This is a genomic window from Streptomyces sp. AC555_RSS877 (genome assembly GCF_019049245.1).
Taxonomy (GTDB): Bacteria; Actinomycetota; Actinomycetes; order Streptomycetales; family Streptomycetaceae; genus Streptomyces.
The window spans coordinates 224773-242771 of record NZ_JAGMUK010000025.1 but is presented as its reverse complement, the minus strand read 5'-3'; the positions used below and the strand labels follow the sequence as shown (position 1 = coordinate 242771).

Genomic DNA, 17999 nt, shown 5'->3' with positions numbered 1-17999 from the left:
GGCCGAAAGGGGGTGGTGGCGGAGGGGGCGCGGAGGGAGGCGGGGGTGCGTCCGAGGACATCCGCGGTGCGGCGGTGGTCGTGGTGGGGGGCTCCGCAAAGGTGCGGTCACCGGTCGCGGCGGCCGTACGGCCGGGGGGCGGCGGTTGCTCGGGGGCGGGCGGCGGTTGCCCGGGAGCCGCGCGGCCCCAGGGCGGCGACTGCTCGGCGAACCCCGGGGGCTTCGGACCGGGCGGGAAGGTCGCGGGCCCGGGAGGCCGGTCGGGCGGCGGCTCCCAGGGAGCCCGCAACCCTGCGAACCCCGCGCGCGCAGGGGGATCCACCGCACCGCCGCCACCGGCTCGCGGCGCGCCGCTCCCGGCCTCGGGGAGCCGTGAAGCGGCGATCCCGCCCTCCGCGACCCCGGCAGAACCCGGACGTGAACCGGCGACCCCGCCCGCCGCGACCCCGCCGGTACCGGCGTCACCGGACCCTGCCGCAGGCCTCGCGTCTTCCGCGCCGGCGGCGCCGCCGGGACGCTGTGCCGGAATTCCGCCCTGGTCCTCCCCCTGAGCCGCGCCGCGCCCCTCCACCGTTTCCGCCGCCGAAACGAACCGGTCGTCCAGTGAGTCGGGCGTGGGTGTGGGGCCCGTGTCCTCGGTGGTGTCGTCGTACAGCTGCCCCCACCAGTCGTCCTCGTGACCGCTGGCCTTTCCCCCCTGCTGGTTCATGCCCCCAATTGTCCACCGCGCGGGCCGTATGAAAACGGGGCATCCGGAAAATACGGCGGCGCACGGCACGTCGAAGGGCGTGTCGAGTGAGTCGTCGAACGGCCATACGGCGCAAGCAACCGGGCGGCCCCGCTGCCCGACGCGTCGGTGCACGGGCGTAGGCCCGCACCCTGACCTGCGTCTTCGGCCGCTCTCCGGCACCCTGGACAGATGGGAGTGGTGGATCTCCTGCTGGTCGGCCTGGTCATTCTGTTCGGTGTGGGCGGAGTGCTGGTGCCCGGCGTGCCCGGCTCGTGGCTAGTGTGGGCCGCGGTCATGTGGTGGGCGCTGAAGGATCCCAGGCCGCTCGCCTGGGCCGTCCTGGTGGCCGCCACCGCCGCGCTGCTCCTTTCCCAGGTGGTGCGCTGGGCGCTGCCGCCCCGACGGCTGCGGGCGAGCGGCGCCACCGTACGCATGGGGGTGTACGCCGGCGTGGGGGCGTTCGCCGGCTTCTTCCTGATCCCGGTGCTCGGCGCGATCCCCGGCTTCATGGGCGGCATCTACCTGTGCGAACGGCTCCGGCTCGGCCGGCACGGCGAGGCGATGGCGGCCCTGCGCACGGCGATGCGCTCGGGCGGCTCCAGCGTGCTGGCGGAGCTGTTCACCTGCCTGTTGATCATGGGAGCGTGGCTGGGCGCGGTGCTGTGGGGCTGAGCCGGGGGAAGCTTGCACCTTCGTTCACATGGGTGTGCGGGGCACCTCGGCCGTCGTAGGCCCCGGGAACCAGGACGAGGGTCCGATGCGCCCGGCAGGCCGGGGTGTTTGGGTGGCTGCCATGACCGAATTCAGCGAGGCCGAGCTCGCCTACCTCAGCTCCCAGCGCCTGGGACGACTGGCCACCGTCGACCCGCACGGCCAGCCCCAGGCGAACCCGGTCGGCTTCCACCCCCGGCCCGACGGGACCATCCTGATCGGCGGCTTCGCGATGGGCCGCACCAAGAAGTGGCGCAACCTCCGGCAGAATTCGAAGGTCGCCCTGGTCGTCGACGACATCGTGAGCCTGAAGCCGTGGCGGGTCCGCGGTATCGACATCCGGGGCGAGGCCGAACTCCTCACGGGCCCGCACGACTTGGGCCCGCACTTCAGCGAGGAGGTCATCCGCCTCCATCCGCGGCGGATCCACAGCTGGGGGCTGGAGGACGACGTCTAGGTTGCGCGGAGAGCGCTCAGAGGACGCCTTCGAGAGCGAGGAGCCTCGTCTTGCGCTCCAGCCCGCCCGCGTATCCGGTGAGGGAACCGTCGGCCCCGATCACCCGGTGGCAGGGCCGCAGGATCAGCAGTGGGTTGGCCCCGATCGCGCCGCCGACGGCCCGTACGGCGGCCCTGGAGGCGCCGATACGTGCGGCGATCTCGCCGTACGTCGTGGTCGCGCCGTAGGGGACGGTGTCGAGGGCGGCCCAGACCCGCTCCCGGAAGACACTGCCGTCACCGCGCAACTGCAGCCGGAACTTCTTGAGTTCACCGGCGAAGTAGGCGGTGATCTGTTCCTCGGCGGCACGGAAGAGGTCAGGGTCGTGCCGCCAACCGGCCTGGAGCGTACGGCCCTTCTTCTGGCCGGGCACGGAGAGGGAGGTCAGAACACCGTCCGGGCCGGCGGTGAGGAGGAGTTGCCCGACCGGGCTGTCCAGGGTGGTGTAGTGCGTGTCGATGGTCATCTGCGCTCCGGCGGTCATGGGTGCTCCGGCGGTCATCGGTACTCCAACTCCCCTGCTGCGCGCAGGTGTTGCACGGCATACGAGCGCCAGGGGCGCCAGCTGTCCGGGGTGTCCGGGCCGGGCGGCGTCACGTCCGGGTCTCCCAGGGCGCGGGTGCGGATGGTGGCGGCGGTGCGGGCGTCCAGGCCGGGCAGTGCCAGCAGGGCCGCCTCGGCGTCGTCGCGGTCGGCGCCCGGGTCCAGTCGTAGGACGCCGTCGGCGAGGGCGGCGGTGAGGGCCCCCAGGGTGCCCTCGGGTTCGGCCCCGGTGAGGACGGCCGGTTCCGGGAAAAGGTGGGTGAGGCTGCCGCAGGGGGCGTCCAGCGTCTTGCCGTAGAGCTGGACCAGCCGCTTGGCCTCGGCTCGTCCCACGAGGGCCCGCACGGCGAGCTCCTCCGGGTCGGCGGCGCCCGGCGACCGCAGTCCCGGCCGGGCGGCGACCAGCGGGGCGAGCCGTGCGTCGGTGCCGAGCCGTTCGTCGATGGCGTACGGGTCGGCGTCCAGGTCGAAGAGCCGGCGCAGCCGCTGAACGGCGGTGGTCAGGTCGCGGGGGTCGGTGAGGTGCAGGCGGGCATCCAGCCAGCCGCCCGGATGGGCGCCGGACGTGGACCTCGCGGCGCCCGGCCGCTCGTCGACGGCGACGATTCCGGTGCCGTGCGGCAGGCGCAGGGTGCGCCGGTACGTGCGTCGCCCGCGCGGCCCGACCACCTCCTCCACACCGGCCACCGCCTCGGCCGCCAGCAGGTCGAAGACGGCTGCGGACCGGTACGGGCCCCGGTGGGCGAGCCGCAGCGGGATCCCGGCGGTCGGTGTGGTCGTGCGGCGGGATGCCCGGCCGCCGGGCGGGGCGGCGGCCCGCAGCTCGCTGGGCGTCGAGGCGTACACGTCCCGCATGGTCTCGTTGAACTGGCGCACGCTGGCGAAGCCGGACGCGAACGCGATCTGCGTGACCGGCAGGCCGGTCGTCTGGAGCAGGACGCGCGCGGTGTGGGCCCGCTGGGCCCGGGCGAGGGCGACCGGTCCGGCGCCGAGTTCGGTGGTGAGCTGGCGCTGGACCTGCCGGGCGCTGTAGCCGAGCCGTGCGGCGAGCCCGGCGACGCCCTCCCGGTCGACGACACCGTCGCCGATCAGCCGCATGGCCCGCCCGACCACGTCCGCCCGTACGTTCCACTCGGCGGAGCCGGGCACGGCGTCCGGCCGGCACCGCCGGCAGGCCCGGAATCCGGAGCCCTGCGCGGCGGCGGCCGTCGCGAAGAACCGGACGTTGTGCCGCTTCGGGGTCACCGCCGGGCAGCTGGGCCGGCAGTAGATGCCGGTCGTCTCGACGGCGAAGAAGAACTCGCCGTCGAACCGTCCGTCCCGGCTGCGCACCGCTTCGTACCTGGTGTCCTCGTCCATCACGTCATCCAGTGTGGGCCAGGACCAGGGCCGGAGCTGGCGGAAATCGGACGTCGAGCTGCCCCTCCGGCCGCCCTACGCCCGTCTCCTCATGCCCAGCGTCCCCGCTTCGCCTCCATCGCCGCCTTGCCCTGCGCCCCCTTCCGCTTCCAGTCCCGTTTGATCTCCGCCCGCAGGCGTGCGTCGGTCTTGGCGACGATCCGCTGGTTCTCCCGCATGAGCTTGCGGTAGCTGTCCAGCCGCCGTTCGGCCAGTTCACCGTCCTCGATGGCGGCGAGTACCGCGCACCCGGGTTCGCTCTCGTGCGCGCAGTCGTGGAACCGGCAGCGCGCGGCCAGCTCCTCGATCTCGGAGAAGACCTGTCCGACGCCACTCTCGGCGTCCCACAGTCCGACCCCCCTGAGCCCCGGCGTGTCGATCAGGACACCGCCGCCGGGCAGGGCCAGCAGGTTGCGGGTGGTCGTGGTGTGCCGGCCCTTGCCGTCCGCGTCCCGGGTGGCCCGTACGTCCATGACCTCCTCGCCCAGCAGCGCGTTGGCGAGCGTCGACTTGCCCGCGCCGGACTGGCCGAGCAGCACGGTCGTCCCACCGGAGACGACGGCCACCAGGACCTCCAGTCCGGCCCCGTCCAGGGAGCTGACCGGCAGCACCGGCACGCCCGGCGCGGCCGTCTCGACGTCCTGGACGAGATGACCGAGCGTCACCGGGTCCGGCACGAGGTCCGCCTTGGTCAGCACGACCAGGGGTTGCGCCCCGGACTCCCAGGCCAGGGCGAGGAACCGCTCGATGCGGCCGAGGTCGACTTCGACGGCCAGCGACACGGCGATGATCGCGTGGTCGACGTTGGCCGCGAGGATCTGCCCCTCGGACCGGTTGGAGGAGGTGGAGCGCACGAAGGCGGTACGGCGTGGCAGATACGTGCGTACGTAGCGCGGGTTGCCCGCGGGTTCGACGGCGACCCAGTCGCCGGTGCACACGACCCGCATGGGGTCGTTCGGGGTGACGAACGCGGTGTCCGCCCGGACGATCCCGTCGGCGGTGACCACGTCGCACTGCCCGCGGTCGACCCGGATCACCCGTCCGGGCAGGAGCCCGTCGGGCTCGTGGGGGGCGAACTCGTCCGCCCATGCGTCGTCCCAGCCGTAGGGAGCGAGCGCGGAGAAGACAGAAGAAGCGGTGAAAGCGGATGAAGCGGATGAAGCTGCGCTGGAAGTCAAGGGAGACCCTTCACAAGGGCGGCCCCGGCACGCGCGTCACGGACGCGCGGAGTGGTGAGGAGTCGTGTCAGCCGGCGGCCACGGAGGTGGACTTGATGAACTTCTGGATGAGGGCAGCGCCCATCTCAAAGACAGCCATCGGTCACACCTCCCGTTCCTGAACGACTGACGGCGGCGGCCGACGGCCACCGCGCGAAGCTCCGCCAGAATAGGGACACACGAGCACGCGCGCCAACCCTTTTTTCCGGCCCCCGGCCACACTCCGGCCCGCTCAGGGCGGTGGCCCCGACCGAGGAGCAGTCGGGGCCACCGCCGGGTCCGGACCGGGCTAGCCGATGATCCGGCCCAGTTCGATCCGGTCGATGTCCGGGGCCCAGGCGCTCGCGTTCCCGAAGGTCACACTGTTGGAGCCCTTCTTCAGGTCGACGGGGACGCCCAGCGTCCAGTAGTCGTCGACGCTCCAGGTGTTCTTGAACGTGACCTTCCGGGGCGCCGCGTTCCCCACGGTGATGTCCGCCGTGCGGGACATGATGTCCGTGTTGTAGGCGTGGCCGTTGTCGCGCCGGTCGTTGTGCGCGTAGTGGACGACCAGCAGGTAGCGGCCCGACCTGGGCGCGTCCACCGTGAACTCGGCGGTGCTGGAGGCGCTGTTGCCGAGCCGGCCGATGTACGAGCCGGCGGAGGCGTGCGCGGAGTCGACCAGCTCGGCGCCGCCCGCGAGGGTGGCCGAGGCGCCCTCGTAGGAGAGCGTGCCGTGGGTCGAGCCCTCGCCCGAGACGTCGAGGGAGTGTGCGGAGGCGTGGGAGGCCGTCATCGCGACCCGGTTGTTGCCCGCGACGAGGTACAGCCGCAGCGGCCGGCCCGGCGCCGCCGACACCGTCTCGCCGTGCAGGGTGAGGCGTACCGGCGCCGAGGTGCGCGGCACCACGGTGAAGTAGCCGTCGCGCGGGGCGTAGACGTCGAAGACGGCCTTGTCGCCCTTGCGCAGGACGAGGGCGCCGGTGCCCACGCCGGCCGACGAGGAGTAGTCGTACGACGGGTTGCCGCTGATGTCGGCGAGGGTGGCCTCGTACGACGCGGAGGGCTTGGCGGCACGGGCGGTCAGGTCGACGCGGTCGAGGGTGACTTCGGCGTCGCCCTTGGCCAGCGTCAGCGTGTGGGTGCCGGCCGGCAGGTCGAGGCTGACGTCCTTCTTGGCACGGTAGGTCCAGTTCTCGGTGGACGGGTAGGTGACGGTGACCGGGTCGCCGCCGTCGACCGACAGCTTCTGCGTGGAGGGGCCGCCGGACTGGTTGCCGTAGAGGATCGCCAGGTCGTAGGTCCCGTCCTCGGGCACCGTCACGGTGAAGTCGACCTTGCTGGAGGCCTGGTTGAGCGAGCCGACGTCCTTCGTCCCGGAGGCCGCGTAGCCGTTGGCGTTGCTGACCGTGCCCTGGGTGTACACCTGGCCGCCGGTGATGGCGGCGTTCTCGGCCTCGTACGACGCCGACCACGGGACAGTGGCCGCGGTCGGGGTGCCGGAGCCGCCGGGGGTGAGGACGATCCGGTAGGCGGACATCTTGTGCAGGCCGCGCAGCGGGACGGTCACCGTGCCGTCGGCCGCCACCTTCACCTTCGTACGGGCGAGGACGCGCGGCGTGGCGTGCTGCCCTTCGTAGCCGGACCAGGCCGCCTCGGCGACGGTCGCGGTGACCGTGCGGCCGAACACGGACCGGGGGACGTTCTGGACGACGACGTCGGAGTCGCCGGCGGAGCCGCCGAGCAGTACCTGGGCCTGGCGGCGCGAGGGGTCGAGGGAGGCGAGCCCCTGGAGGGTGTCGATGGTGTTGGCCTGCGGCGGGGTCACCTTGACGGTGTCACCGGTCATTCCGGCGTACCAGCGGAACAGCCACCAGCCGCCGTTGGGGATGTTGGACCGGACGACGTTGCCGTCCATGTTGCCGGCGGCGTCCCAGTAGGCCTGGTTGGCGTACACCTTGTTCCGCTCGAACATCGAGACCCACTGCACGAGCTGCCCGGGGACGGACAGGTCACGCCGGTTGGCGTACTCATCGATGTTGATCTTCAGCGGCGCGATGCCCAACTTGCGCTCTATGGAGCGGTAGTTGTCGTAGTTGCCCTGGAAGTCGCGCAGTGAACCGGAGCTCAGTTCGTGCCAGGTCATCACCTGCGGCAGGACGTTCTCCCGCTGGGCGAAGGTGAGGAAGTCGGTCAGCAGGCGGGTGTGGTAGCCGGCCTCGTTGGGGCCGGCGATCCGCGCGTCGGGGTCGATCGCGCGGATGCGCTGGTAGACCGTCTTCCAGTCCTTGAAGAACCGGTCGCGGTTGGCCTCGTACTGCGCCTGGTCGGAGGTGCCGAGGTTGTACCAGATCTGGTCGGGCTCGTTGAACGGGATGTAGACGAAACGGTCGCTGTTCGGGTCCGCCGACACCTCCTTGACGATCTTGTCGACCTTGGGGAGGTAGTCGTCGATGCCGAGGTCCTCGTAGGGCCACTTGGCGTAGATGTCCTGCATCATCACGTTGATCTCGCCGCCGCCATTGCGGAAGAACGACTTGGAGACGGTGAGCGCGTCGCCGTTGGGGTGCTGGGCGCCGCCCTCCGGCTTCTGCGAGATGCTGGTGATCTTCAGGGGCTCCAGGGCGGCGTCGCTGGGCACGCCGTCGTCGCTGAGCCCGTACAGCGCGCCGTTGGCGCCGAGCATCACCGGACCTTCGGAGGCGCCGAGGTCGACGGTGAGCCGCTGGGGGTCGATGGGGGTACCTCCCGCTCGAGCGAAGTCGAGAGTGGGGGATGCTGCCGCGGAACCCGCGGCGGGGAGGGTGCCTGCCATGGCGGCGACTCCGAGTGCGGTGGTGACGAGAACTGTTCCGAGACGGGATCTCGTGCGGGTGGGGGTGATCACGCGGTTGGACCTCCGGTCACTTGACGGCTCCACTGGTGATTCCGGACACGATCTTTCGCTGGCCGACGAGGAACACGGCGACCATGGGCAGGCTCATCACCACGACGTACGCGAAGACGAGATGCCAGTTGTTGAGGTAGAGCTGGGCGCTGGCGACCTTGTAGAGGTTGAGCGGCAGGGTCGCCCTTTCTCCGCCGCCGAGGACGAAGAAGGCGTAGAAGATGTCGCTCCAGGCGTAGAGCATCACCATGATCGTCGCGGTGGCGATCACGGGCCTGAGCAGCGGCAGGATGATCCGCAGGAAGATCCGCGCCGGCCGCGCCCCGTCGATCCGGGCGGCCTCCTCCAGTTCGAAGGGGATGGCGCGGATGAAGCCCGTCATGAAGAAGATCGACGTGGACAGGTACATCCCGGTGTAGACGGCGATCATCCCGGGCCGGGTGTTGGAGAGCCCCAGCTGCCGCAGTTCCATCACGATGGTGATGACGGCGGGCGGCAGCAGCAGTCCGCTGATGCACAGCGCGTACGCGGCCGAGACCAGCTTTGACTTGCGGCGGGCGAAGACCCAGGCGGCGCCCGCGCCGAGGATCAGGACGAGGATCACCGAAGGCAGCACGACGAGCAGCGAGTTGACGAAGCCGCGCAGCATCTCGCCCTGGCCGACGGCGTCCGCGTAGTTGCTGCCGGCCTGCCAGTGCCCGGGCGGGTCGAGGTTCGGCTTGATGGCCTCCGCCTGCGGTTTGGCGGAGGTGACGGCGACCAGCCACAGCGGTACGCCGACGGCCAGGGCAGCGATGGCCACGATCAGAGCGGGGCGACCGATGCGCCACAGACGTGGGCCGACAGTTGGTAGGCTTATCGACGTGTTGCGCGAGAACCAAGCCAGCACATCAACCTCCCTTCCTTCGGGGACCGGGCTGGTTCCAACCCGGCTGGTGCTGATCGTGTGAGTCTCGGTCGCTCGTTGAGCGACAGAGCAGTGTGAGCCAGCCTCCTCGCCCGCGAGGAGGAGGGTTCAAAGCAGTTGCTCCCTTCGACGCAAGCCGAAGACAAGCGGAATCGCCAAGGCCACCACGATGAGGAAGAGCACCAAACTCATCGTGGAGGCTTGGGCGTACAGCCCTTGTCCGAATACGCGGAACATGTAGATGTTGAAGACCTCCGTGGATCCCGCGGGCCCGCCGCCCGTCGTGGCCTGCACGATGTCGAAGGTGTTCATCGAGCCGATCAGCGCCGTGGTGACGTTGAAGGTGACGGCCGGCGCGAGCATCGGCCAGCGCACCGACCAGAAGGTCCGCCAGGGCCCGGCGCCGTCGCACTTCGCGGCCTCCAGCATCTCGCCGGGGATGCCCTTGAGGCCGGCCAGGTAGATCAGCATGGCCAGGCCCATCCACTTCCAGCCGTGGATGAGGGTGACCAGGACCAGCGTCCAGGTCGTCGAGCCCAGCCACGGAATGTCCGTGCCCAGGACGGAGTTGACGGCGCCGTCCTGGTCGAGGAGGGCCTGGAAGACGTATCCGGTGGCGAGCGCGGAAATGAGCACGGGCAGGAAGAAGACGGCGCGGAAGAACCGGTTGAAGCGGCTGTCGGCCTCCAGCAGCAGGGCGAGCACGAGCCCGAAGCCGTTCTGGAACAGCGCGGCCAGCAGGGCGTACAGCAGGGTCGTACGGATCGCGCGCAGCAGGGAGCCGTCGTCGGCGATGGTCTTGAAGTTGTCGAGGCCGGTGAAGGCGATGTCCGCGTGGTACGAGGACCAGTTGGTGAACGGGTAGTAGAAGTTGAGCAGGTTCGGCACCAGGAAGAAGCCCGCGAAGACGACGATCGCCGGGAGCGCGAACCACCAGGGGTGGTGCACGGCGGCGCGCGGGAGCCGTCCCACCCGCCGGGGTCCGCCTGTCGTGGATGCCTGCTTGCGCGTACGTATGGCTGTGTCCGCCATCGAAAAGCCCCGTGTCGTCTAGAAGCCGGCCGCGCCCTGGGCCTTGGCCACCTGCGCGAACTGGTCCTGGATCGCCTGGGCGACCTGCTGCGGGCTCTTCTTGCCGTAGAGCATGTCGGCGAGGTAGAGGTGCGTGTCCGGGGCGACGATCGCCTTGGCCTGGAAGACCCCGATGGCTTTGGGCAGGGCCGCGACCTGGTCCTTGGACGCCTCGGGGAGTCCGTCGGGGGTGGGCACGGACGGCTGCACGGACGGGATCTTCATCGCCTTGATGTAGTCGGCGTAGTCGGGGCCGAGCCAGAACGCCAGGAACTGCCGGGCGGCGTTCTGCCGTTTCTCGTCGCCGGTCTTGAAGGCGACCACGCCGTTGGTCTGGTCGGGCGAGTACAGGCCGGTGGCCGAGGAGTTGGCGACCGGGAACCAGCCGATCTTCTTGTCGATCTCGGCGGTGGAGTACTTGGCCTGCAACTGACTCTGGAAGGAGGTGACGTTGAGGACCATGCCGGCCTCGCCCTTCCAGAGGGAGTCGGCCTGCCCGGTGAAGGTGCCGGTCCTGTAGTTCTTCTGGGCGAGCCCGGCGTCGAGCAGCTTCTCCTTGTACTTCTTGATCGCGCCGACGACGACCGGGTCGGTCCACTTCTTCTTGTTCTGGTTCAGATCCGCCCACCACTGCTTGTCGAGGTCGGTGAGCTGGACCTGCATCTGCCACTGCAGGGGCCACTGGTCTCCGCCGGCCTCGTAGAAGCCGGCCGCGTCGGTCTTGGCGGTGACGGTGCGGCCGAGGTCCAGCAGGTCGTCGTACGACTTGGGGAAGTCCTTCTCGGCCAGTCCCGCCTGCCGGAAGACGTCCTTGTTGTAATAGACGCCGAGCATGGCGGGGCTGGTGACGATCGCCGCGTACCGCTTGCCGTCGATGACGCCGAGGGACCGCTCGGTGGAGCCGAGCTTGGAGACCCACTCCTCCCCGTCGAGGGTGAGCAGGTTCTGCTGGGGCTGGATGAAGGGCAGCGTGGAGATGGAGGGCTGCCAGAACATCAGGTCCGGCCGGTCGCCGGAGGCGAGTTTGGTCGGCACGTTCTGCTCGTAGAGGTCCGGGATCGCCTGGGTCTCCACTTCGGCGCCGGTGGCCTTCTCGAAGGCGTCGACGACCTGCTTCGGTGCGTTGACCGTGTTCTGCGCGGTCCACATGGTCAGCTTCACGCCGTCGAGCCGGGCGGTCGGGTCGACGGCCGTCTGCTTCGCGTCCGTACCGGAGTCGCCGGAGTCACCGGCGGTGGGGTCACTGCACGCGGTGACGGCCAGGCCGACGGCGCATATCAGGGCCAGGGCGGGGAGAGCTCTTGTCTTCATCACGTACCTCAAGTGCCTTTCACGAACGGGGGGTTCAGGACGGCGGTACCGAGATCTCAGTCGCGGGCGGACGGGGGTCCCGAGCTCTCCCTCACCACCAGCTCGGGTACGGACACGGGGTGCGGGGCGATCTGCGCGGACTCCTCCAGCACCCCGTGCAGCAGGGCGAACGCGGACCGGCCGAGGCCGGTGAAGTCCATGCGTACGGTCGTCAGTGACGGGGTGAGGAACGCGGAGTGCGGGGCGTCGTCGAAACCGGCCACGCTGACGTCGCCGGGGACGGACCGGCCGGACTCGTACAGGGCGCGCAGCACCCCGAGGGCGAGGTCGTCGTTGCCGCACAGGATCGCGGTGACGTCCGGGTCCTTCGCCAGTTCCAGGCCCGCGCCGTGACCGCCGGCCGGGCCCCAGTTGCCCTGCACCGGGCGGGGTTCGGGTGCTCCGGCCTCCTTCAGCGCCTGCCGCCAGCCGGAGGTGCGGGCGCTGGTGCGGCGGGTGCTGGAGGGGATGGCGACGTAGTGGACGGTGCGGTGGCCGAGGGAGAGCAGGTGGCGGGTCGCCTCGTAGGCGGCCTCGCGGTCGTCGGTCCACACCCAGGGGCGGTCGCCCGAGGGCGGGCTCGTGGGGGTCTCGACGACGCCGACGACCGGCAGTTCGGCGGGGACGGCGGCCAGGGCCCGTACCCCGGCCGGATCGTAGGCGATCACGATCAGTCCGCCGCCCGCGTCCGCCGCCCGCTGCACTTCGGCGGCGACGGCGGGCTCGTCCGCCGATTCGAGGACGCCGATCCCCACCGCGTAGGACGCGGCGCGGGCGGCCTCCTCGATGCCCTGGAGGATGGAGGCGTAGCCGTAGTGGGTGGTGTTGGCGGTGAGCACGGTCACGGCCCTGCTGCGGCCGCTGGCCAGGGCGAGCGCGGTGGCGTTGCGCCGGAAACCCAGCTCGTCGATGGCGGCGAGCACCCGTTCCCGGGTGGCCGGTTTGACGCTGGGATGGCCGTTGATCACCCGGGACACGGTCTGGTACGAGACCCCGGCGGCCGTCGCCACGTCCCGGATGCTCGGCGGGCGGCTTGTGTGACCGGTCACATTCATGCCAGGATTGTGACCGGTCACAATGCGGTCGTCAAGAGACCGTAACGATGGATTCACGCGACTGACGCAGACCGCCGCCGCCGAGGAACGACAGGGGCGGGGTCAGGAGGGGGACACGCCTTGGCCGGTACGGCGGATGCGACGAGGAAGATCGCCAACCACCCGGAGGACACGTTCCGTTGGGATCACTCGGGACTCGGGACCGAGTTCGCCACCGCCTCCGACGGGACCCTGCGGCTGGTCCGGCTGGCCGCTCCCGGCGACGCCGGGCCCGCCTGTGACCCGGAGGCCGCCCTCCCCCTCGTCGAGTTGACCGCCCTCGGCCACGGCAGCGGCTGGTCCGGCCCGCGCTTCACCGGCACGGCCTTCGGTACGCGCCTGCGGTACCGCGGCCACCGCAGCGGCAGACGCGCCGACCGGGAGTGGCTGACCGTCGAACTCCACGACTCCGCCACCGGGTTGACGGCGTTCGTCGAACTGACGTCCCCGACCGGACTGCCGGTGCTCCGCTCCCGCGTCCGGCTGCGCAACGAGGGCACCGAGCCCCTGGTCGTCCAGTCCGTCAGCAGCCTGCTGCTCGGCGGCCTGCCTTCTGCGGACGCGCTCGACGTGCACCGGGCGCGCAACGACTGGCTCGCCGAGTGCCGTTGGTACGCCGAACCGCTGCGCGACACCGTCGCCGACATCAACGTCGGTGCCCACCAGCACGACAGCCGGGCCGCCCTCGTCCTCGCCGGGCGCGGCAGCTGGCCCACCGACGGGCACCTGGCGATGGGCGCGCTGACGGAGCGGGACGGCGGCCGGACCTGGCTGTGGCAGACCGAGTCCCCGGCCGGCTGGCGGTGGGACCTGGGCGAACACGCCCGCGGCACGTATCTGGCGCTGAACGGCCCCACCGACGCCGAACACCAGTGGCGGGTCCGGCTCGCGCCGGGTGAGGAGTTCACCACCGTGCCGGGGGTGCTGGCCCTCGGTTCCGGGTTCGACGCGGCGATGGGCGCGCTGACCTCGTACCGCCGTGCCGTCCGCCGCCCCCACCCGGACCACATCACACTTCCGGTCGTCTTCAACGACTACATGAACACGCTGATGGGCGACCCGACCACCGAGAAGCTGCTGCCGCTGATCGACGCGGCCGCCGAGGCCGGCGCGGAGTACTTCTGCATCGACTCGGGCTGGTACGACGACGACACCCGGGGGTGGTGGGACAGCGTGGGCGAATGGCTGGCCTCGCCCCGCCGCTTCCCCGACGGCGGGATCGGCAAGGTCCTGGACCGGATCCGGGAACGCGGAATGGTGCCCGGCCTGTGGCTGGAGCCGGAGGTCGTCGGCGTGCGCAGCCCCGTCGCGTCCGCACTCCCTCCGGATGCCTTCTTCCAGCGGGACGGCGTACGCCTGACCGAACAGGGCCGCCACCAGCTCGACCTGCGGCACCCGGCCGCCCGCGCACACCTCGACAAGACGGTGGACCGGATCGTCGGCGACTGGGGGGTGGGCTACCTCAAGCTGGACTACAACATCGTGGTCGACCCGGGAACCTGCGCCCCCGGAGACACGGGCGTCACCGGGGACATCGCACCGGGAGCCGGACTCCTCGGCCACGCCCAGGCCTACCTGGACTGGCTGTCCGACGTCCTGGACCGCCACCGCGGGCTGGTCGTCGAGAACTGCGCCTCGGGCGGGATGCGCATGGACGGCGCCACGCTCGCCGTCGCCCAGCTCCAGTCCACCAGCGACCAGCAGGATCCGCTGCGCTACCCGGCGATCGCCGCTGCGGCACCGACGGCCGTCCCGCCCGAGCAGGGCGCCGTCTGGGCCTACCCGCAGCCCGACTACGACGACGACCTCATCACCTTCACCCTGGGCGGCGCACTGCTCGGGCGGATCCATCTGTCCGGTCATCTGGACCGCATGTCGGCACACCAGCTCGGGCTCGTGCGGGACGCGGTGGGGACGTACAAGACGATCCGCGAGGACCTCGCCCGAGCAGTGCCGTTCTGGCCGCTCGGTCTGCCCGGGTGGACGGACGAGTGGCTGGCTCTGGGACTGCGCGTGCCGGACGGCTGCACGTACGTCTCGGTGTGGCGGCGGGGTGGGGACAGCGAACTCCACCTGCCCGTAGGGCACTTGGCCGGTCGTGAGGCCCGGGCGGACATCCTGCACCCGTCCGCCGCGGGTCCGGGCTCGGCGGTCTGGGACGGCGACGGACTGCGGGTGTCGCTGCCGCGCACACCAGGGGTCCTGCTCGTCCGGCTCATCCCGGGCGGTTAGGGGAGCGAGGAGGGCGCATGCCCAGCGCCGGCCTCCGGGGGACGCGACGGGCCTCGGCGCCGCGGAAGCCGGAGCGGGCGGCCGCCCGGCCACGCCCTCGCGGGCCCCGTCGTGGGGATCTACCAGCAGACGGGCCGGCCGGCGGGCAGGCGGCTCGGCCTCAGCCAGTCGGTCCGTCCTCCCCAGTTCGTGTGCCGCACGCGGTACTCGCCACGCGGCACGGCAGAGCGGCTGTGCCGCCCGGCGTCCATGAGGTCGGCCGCAGGTTGGCGGCAGGACGTCACCGTCGCCTGCCCCGTGCTGCTGGACGCCTCCGAGGCGTCGTCCTCACGCCTTCGTGCAGGTGTCCCCGTTCAGTGTGAAGTCGTACGCCGGCGAGTTCTTCCCCTGCCAGGAGGCGAGGAAGCCGAAGGCGAGGCTGCCGTCGGCGGGGACCTTCTTGTTGTAGTCGGCGGAGGTGGCGGTGACCCGGGACTTGTTCTGGGCGAAGCTCGCGTCCCACATCTGGCCGACCTTCTGGCCGTCCCGGAAGGACCAGGCGACGCTCCAGGAGTCGAGGGGGCGTTCGGTGGTGACCGTGACGGTGGCCTGGAAGCCGTCGGGCCACTCGCCGACCAGGTCGTACCGGACCCGGCAGGACGCGGGCTCGCTCTCGCCGGGGGCCGGTTCCGCGCCGCCGGGGGCGGTGGAGGCGGCCGTGCCCTGGGGCGTGGTCCCGGGGTTCTTCCCGTTGGGCGCCCGGGCGGTGCTCGGCGAGCCGGCGGCCGTCGGTTCCGGGAAGGCGGACGAGCTCTCGTCGTCGGACGGGACGGACGGACGCGGGTCGGCGACCGGCTGCCGGTCGGCCGAGTCGCCGGGCGACGCGACGCCGTCGCCGGTGCCCGCGCCCGGCATCATCGAGACGGCGAGTGCCAGCAGGGAGACCAGGACGGCCGCGACCAGAAGGCCGTTGCGCACGACGCGTGCCTTGTGGGCGTCCGGGTTCGGCGGGCCGTTCTCGCTGTCCGCCGGTGCCGGGCGCCCGGCACCGAGACGGACCTCGGCGGCCCGTCGGCGGCGCTCCAGGTAGGCGAGGCCGCCCCAGCCGATCACTCCGCCGGCGAGGGCCGCGGGCGTTCCGCCTCCCTGCAGCCGGAGGCAGGCGGCGGCCTCCGCGCACTCCACGCAGCGGGCGAGGTGCCGGGAGAGGTCGTTCGGGGTGTCGGCGGCCGGCGAGCGGGTGACGGCGTCGAGGAGCCGGGCGTAGCTGCGACACTGCGCGTCCATCGGCGAGTCGAGATGGTTGCGGTGGCAGCGGTCCCGGAACAGGCCGCGCACCTGGGTGAGTTCCTCCCCCACGACGGCCGGGTCGAGGCCGAGCCGGCGGGCCACCATGGTCAGGGGCAGCGCCTCCACCTCGGCCAGCCACAGCAGGGCCGCGTCCGGTTCCTGGAGGTCGCGCAGGCCGCGCAGCGCGAGCGGGCGCCGCAGCGGGGGGCCGGTGTAGCGGGCGGCCTTGTCGGAGTTGAGCCACAGGCGCAGTTCGGGGTCGAGCTGGTGACCCTGTCCCTGGATCTCCCAGGCCGCCGCGGTGTTGCGCACGGCGGTCAGCAAGAGCGGGATTCTGGGCAGGCGGGCCGGGCGGCGGCCGGCGCTGCGGGCGGGAGCGGACTGCGCGTCGCGGGCTTCGCGCATACCGAGGGAGAACGCCTCCGTGGCCAGTTGGGTGGCCGCGGTGGAGCCGGACGTGCACAGGTCCGCGTAGGAGAGCACGGCATCCCAGCACTCTGAGAACAGCGCGGCCTCGGCGGCGTCCTGGGGAGTCGGCAGGTCGGGCATGGGTCTCCTGCGTATACATGCGAGGTCAACTCGCCATACTGGCAAAGGAGTTGGGGGGAACCTCGCGGCAGGGGAGGAGTTTTTCACGCCTCCCACACAACTGACAAGCGCCCTGTTCAATTGTCATGTCCGGACAGCCGCACCCTACAACTCCTACCTGTAGTACGGATGCGACCTCCGTACGACTCACCTATACCGTCGCCGATTTCTCCGCGGGAAGACTGTCCATGAAGGAACTGACGGAGAACACCGCGCGACCGGGGCCGGGCGGGCCGTAGCCGGGGGGCGAGGCCAGGCCGAAGTCGTCCATGGTGGCGCGGTAGGCCTCCAGGAGACGGATGTGGTACTCCAGGGGCGCGCCCTGCGGATTGGCCTTGCCGAGTGGGGTCGTCGGCTCGGGGCACCAGGTGGTGAAGCGGGGCGTGATGCCGTGCGACATGAAGAAGCGCAGGCCCTCGGTGGTGGAGGCGATCGCCTCGTCGACCGTGGTGAAGCCGAAGGGCTCGGCCATCTCCACGCCGGCCACGAAGTTGGGGATGACGTTGCGCGCGCCGAAGATCTCCGCCGAGTCGAGGATGCGCTTGTGCCACTCGTCGCGGCCGACGTAGCGCTCCTTGCCCGGGCAGTACATCTTGAACAGGTACTCGTCCCACACCTCGTAGTTGGGGTGGTAGATCTGCACGCCGTGGTCCTTGAACCGCTGCACGTCGTCGCGCGGCAGCGCCTGGGCCACGACCTTGCCGATCCAGCGTCCGGGGAAGCGCTCCTCGATGGCCTTGGCGTAGTGGCCGTAGAAGTCGGCCTCGTCACGGCCGGAGACCGTCTTGGTGATGGCGCCGCCGGTGAGCGTGTAGGCGGTGGACGCCTTCGCGGTGTCGTACCGGTCGATGATCTCCAGGGCTTCGAGGACCTCCTCGACGTCCTTCACACCGGTGTACGGCCGGCCGGCCGCCTTGTGCTGGCGCCAGTTGTGGTTGATGTCGCAGTACTGGCACTCCTCCTTGGCGCCGAAGTACTGGCAGACCCGGAAGACGGTGAGGTAGATCAGGTAGCCCCACTGGATGGTCGGGGCGACCTCCATCACCGACTTCCCGCTCGCGAGCGTGTGCCGGTAGTACTCCGGCATCGGCGGCACCCCGACGTCGGAGATCCGCTTGCCGTCGAGGTAGAGCCCGAGCACACCGCCCTCGTCCGCCGCCACCCGGTACGGCGAGGACGGATTGACCCGCACGGACACGACGGTCCGCCGCAGGTCGTACGGTCCGCCCGTGAGGATGATCTCCTCCGGCGGGCGGCGGAGCGCGGCCTCGCCGAGTTCCGGCAGTGTGCCGTGGTCGAAGGAGAAGATGAAGTACGACTTCGGCTTGACCTCGCCACCCTCGTTGTCGCTCAGGGCGGATGGATCGAAGGCCACCCCACCCCGGAGCAGATCCTCCTTGAAGACGGCTTCCCTAGGTACGTGCGGGAACCTCTCCATCAGATCCTCGACGAGTGCGGTACGGCTGCCCATCCGTGTCTCCTCCCGGCTCAGGCGTACGACTACTCACGGTATGCCTTCGCCCGCGG

At 71.1% G+C, this 17999-nt stretch carries 13 protein-coding genes and 1 pseudogene; 3 read left to right on the top strand and 11 right to left on the bottom strand.

Going from position 1 to position 17999, the window contains the following annotated elements:
- Positions 1 to 709: pseudogene (locus KUM49_RS12290) on the bottom strand (hypothetical protein); the annotation flags it as partial.
- A 210-nt stretch (positions 710 to 919) separates the two neighbouring features.
- Between KUM49_RS12290 and KUM49_RS12285 the strand changes: the two are divergent.
- On the top strand, positions 920 to 1402 hold the full coding sequence (locus tag KUM49_RS12285; protein ID WP_217236803.1) for a DUF456 domain-containing protein: 483 nt from the start codon (positions 920 to 922) through the stop codon (positions 1400 to 1402).
- A gap of 121 nt (positions 1403 to 1523) precedes the next feature.
- Positions 1524 to 1898: a PPOX class F420-dependent oxidoreductase gene (locus tag KUM49_RS12280; protein ID WP_217236802.1), complete on the top strand. Its 375-nt coding sequence runs from the start codon at positions 1524 to 1526 to the stop codon at positions 1896 to 1898.
- 16 nt (positions 1899 to 1914) lie between these two features.
- On the opposite strand, the gene KUM49_RS12275 is transcribed toward KUM49_RS12280, so the two are convergent.
- The 8 genes from KUM49_RS12275 to KUM49_RS12240 all read right to left on the bottom strand — a co-directional run bounded on the left by KUM49_RS12275 (position 1915) and on the right by KUM49_RS12240 (position 12344).
- The gene (locus tag KUM49_RS12275) at positions 1915 to 2403 is read right to left on the bottom strand and encodes a methylated-DNA--[protein]-cysteine S-methyltransferase (RefSeq protein WP_217236819.1); all 489 of its coding nucleotides are present in this window, start codon (positions 2401 to 2403) and stop codon (positions 1915 to 1917) included.
- A 32-nt stretch (positions 2404 to 2435) separates the two neighbouring features.
- Positions 2436 to 3839 carry a DNA-3-methyladenine glycosylase 2 family protein gene (locus tag KUM49_RS12270; RefSeq protein WP_217236801.1) on the bottom strand — a complete coding sequence of 468 codons (1404 nt, stop codon included), beginning with the start codon at positions 3837 to 3839 and terminating at the stop codon, positions 2436 to 2438.
- Positions 3840 to 3928: 89 nt separating this feature from the next.
- Positions 3929 to 5056, bottom strand: a complete 1128-nt coding sequence (gene rsgA, locus KUM49_RS12265) for a ribosome small subunit-dependent GTPase A (protein WP_217236800.1) — start codon at positions 5054 to 5056, stop codon at positions 3929 to 3931.
- 328 nt (positions 5057 to 5384) lie between these two features.
- Positions 5385 to 7889 (bottom strand): CBM35 domain-containing protein, encoded by a 2505-nt coding sequence (locus tag KUM49_RS12260; RefSeq protein WP_217236799.1) that lies wholly within the window; start codon positions 7887 to 7889, stop codon positions 5385 to 5387.
- An 88-nt stretch (positions 7890 to 7977) separates the two neighbouring features.
- Positions 7978 to 8763 (bottom strand): carbohydrate ABC transporter permease, encoded by a 786-nt coding sequence (locus KUM49_RS12255; protein WP_308406606.1) that lies wholly within the window; start codon positions 8761 to 8763, stop codon positions 7978 to 7980.
- 213 nt (positions 8764 to 8976) lie between these two features.
- On the bottom strand, positions 8977 to 9900 hold the full coding sequence (locus KUM49_RS12250) for a carbohydrate ABC transporter permease (protein WP_217236798.1): 924 nt from the start codon (positions 9898 to 9900) through the stop codon (positions 8977 to 8979).
- Positions 9901 to 9918: 18 nt separating this feature from the next.
- Positions 9919 to 11250 carry an ABC transporter substrate-binding protein gene (locus KUM49_RS12245; RefSeq protein ID WP_217236797.1) on the bottom strand — a complete coding sequence of 444 codons (1332 nt, stop codon included), beginning with the start codon at positions 11248 to 11250 and terminating at the stop codon, positions 9919 to 9921.
- 56 nt (positions 11251 to 11306) lie between these two features.
- Positions 11307 to 12344: a LacI family DNA-binding transcriptional regulator gene (locus tag KUM49_RS12240; RefSeq protein ID WP_217236796.1), complete on the bottom strand. Its 1038-nt coding sequence runs from the start codon at positions 12342 to 12344 to the stop codon at positions 11307 to 11309.
- Between the two features lie 120 nt (positions 12345 to 12464).
- On the opposite strand from KUM49_RS12240, the gene KUM49_RS12235 reads away from it, so the two are divergent.
- Positions 12465 to 14615: an alpha-galactosidase gene (locus KUM49_RS12235; RefSeq protein WP_217236795.1), complete on the top strand. Its 2151-nt coding sequence runs from the start codon at positions 12465 to 12467 to the stop codon at positions 14613 to 14615.
- Between the two features lie 327 nt (positions 14616 to 14942).
- Here the strand turns inward: KUM49_RS12235 and KUM49_RS12230 are convergent, their stop codons facing one another.
- Positions 14943 to 16433, bottom strand: a complete 1491-nt coding sequence (locus tag KUM49_RS12230; RefSeq protein WP_217236794.1) for a cellulose-binding domain-containing protein — start codon at positions 16431 to 16433, stop codon at positions 14943 to 14945.
- Positions 16434 to 16623: 190 nt separating this feature from the next.
- The gene (locus tag KUM49_RS12225; RefSeq protein ID WP_217236793.1) at positions 16624 to 17943 is read right to left on the bottom strand and encodes a radical SAM protein; all 1320 of its coding nucleotides are present in this window, start codon (positions 17941 to 17943) and stop codon (positions 16624 to 16626) included.
- Positions 17944 to 17999 lie beyond the last annotated feature (56 nt).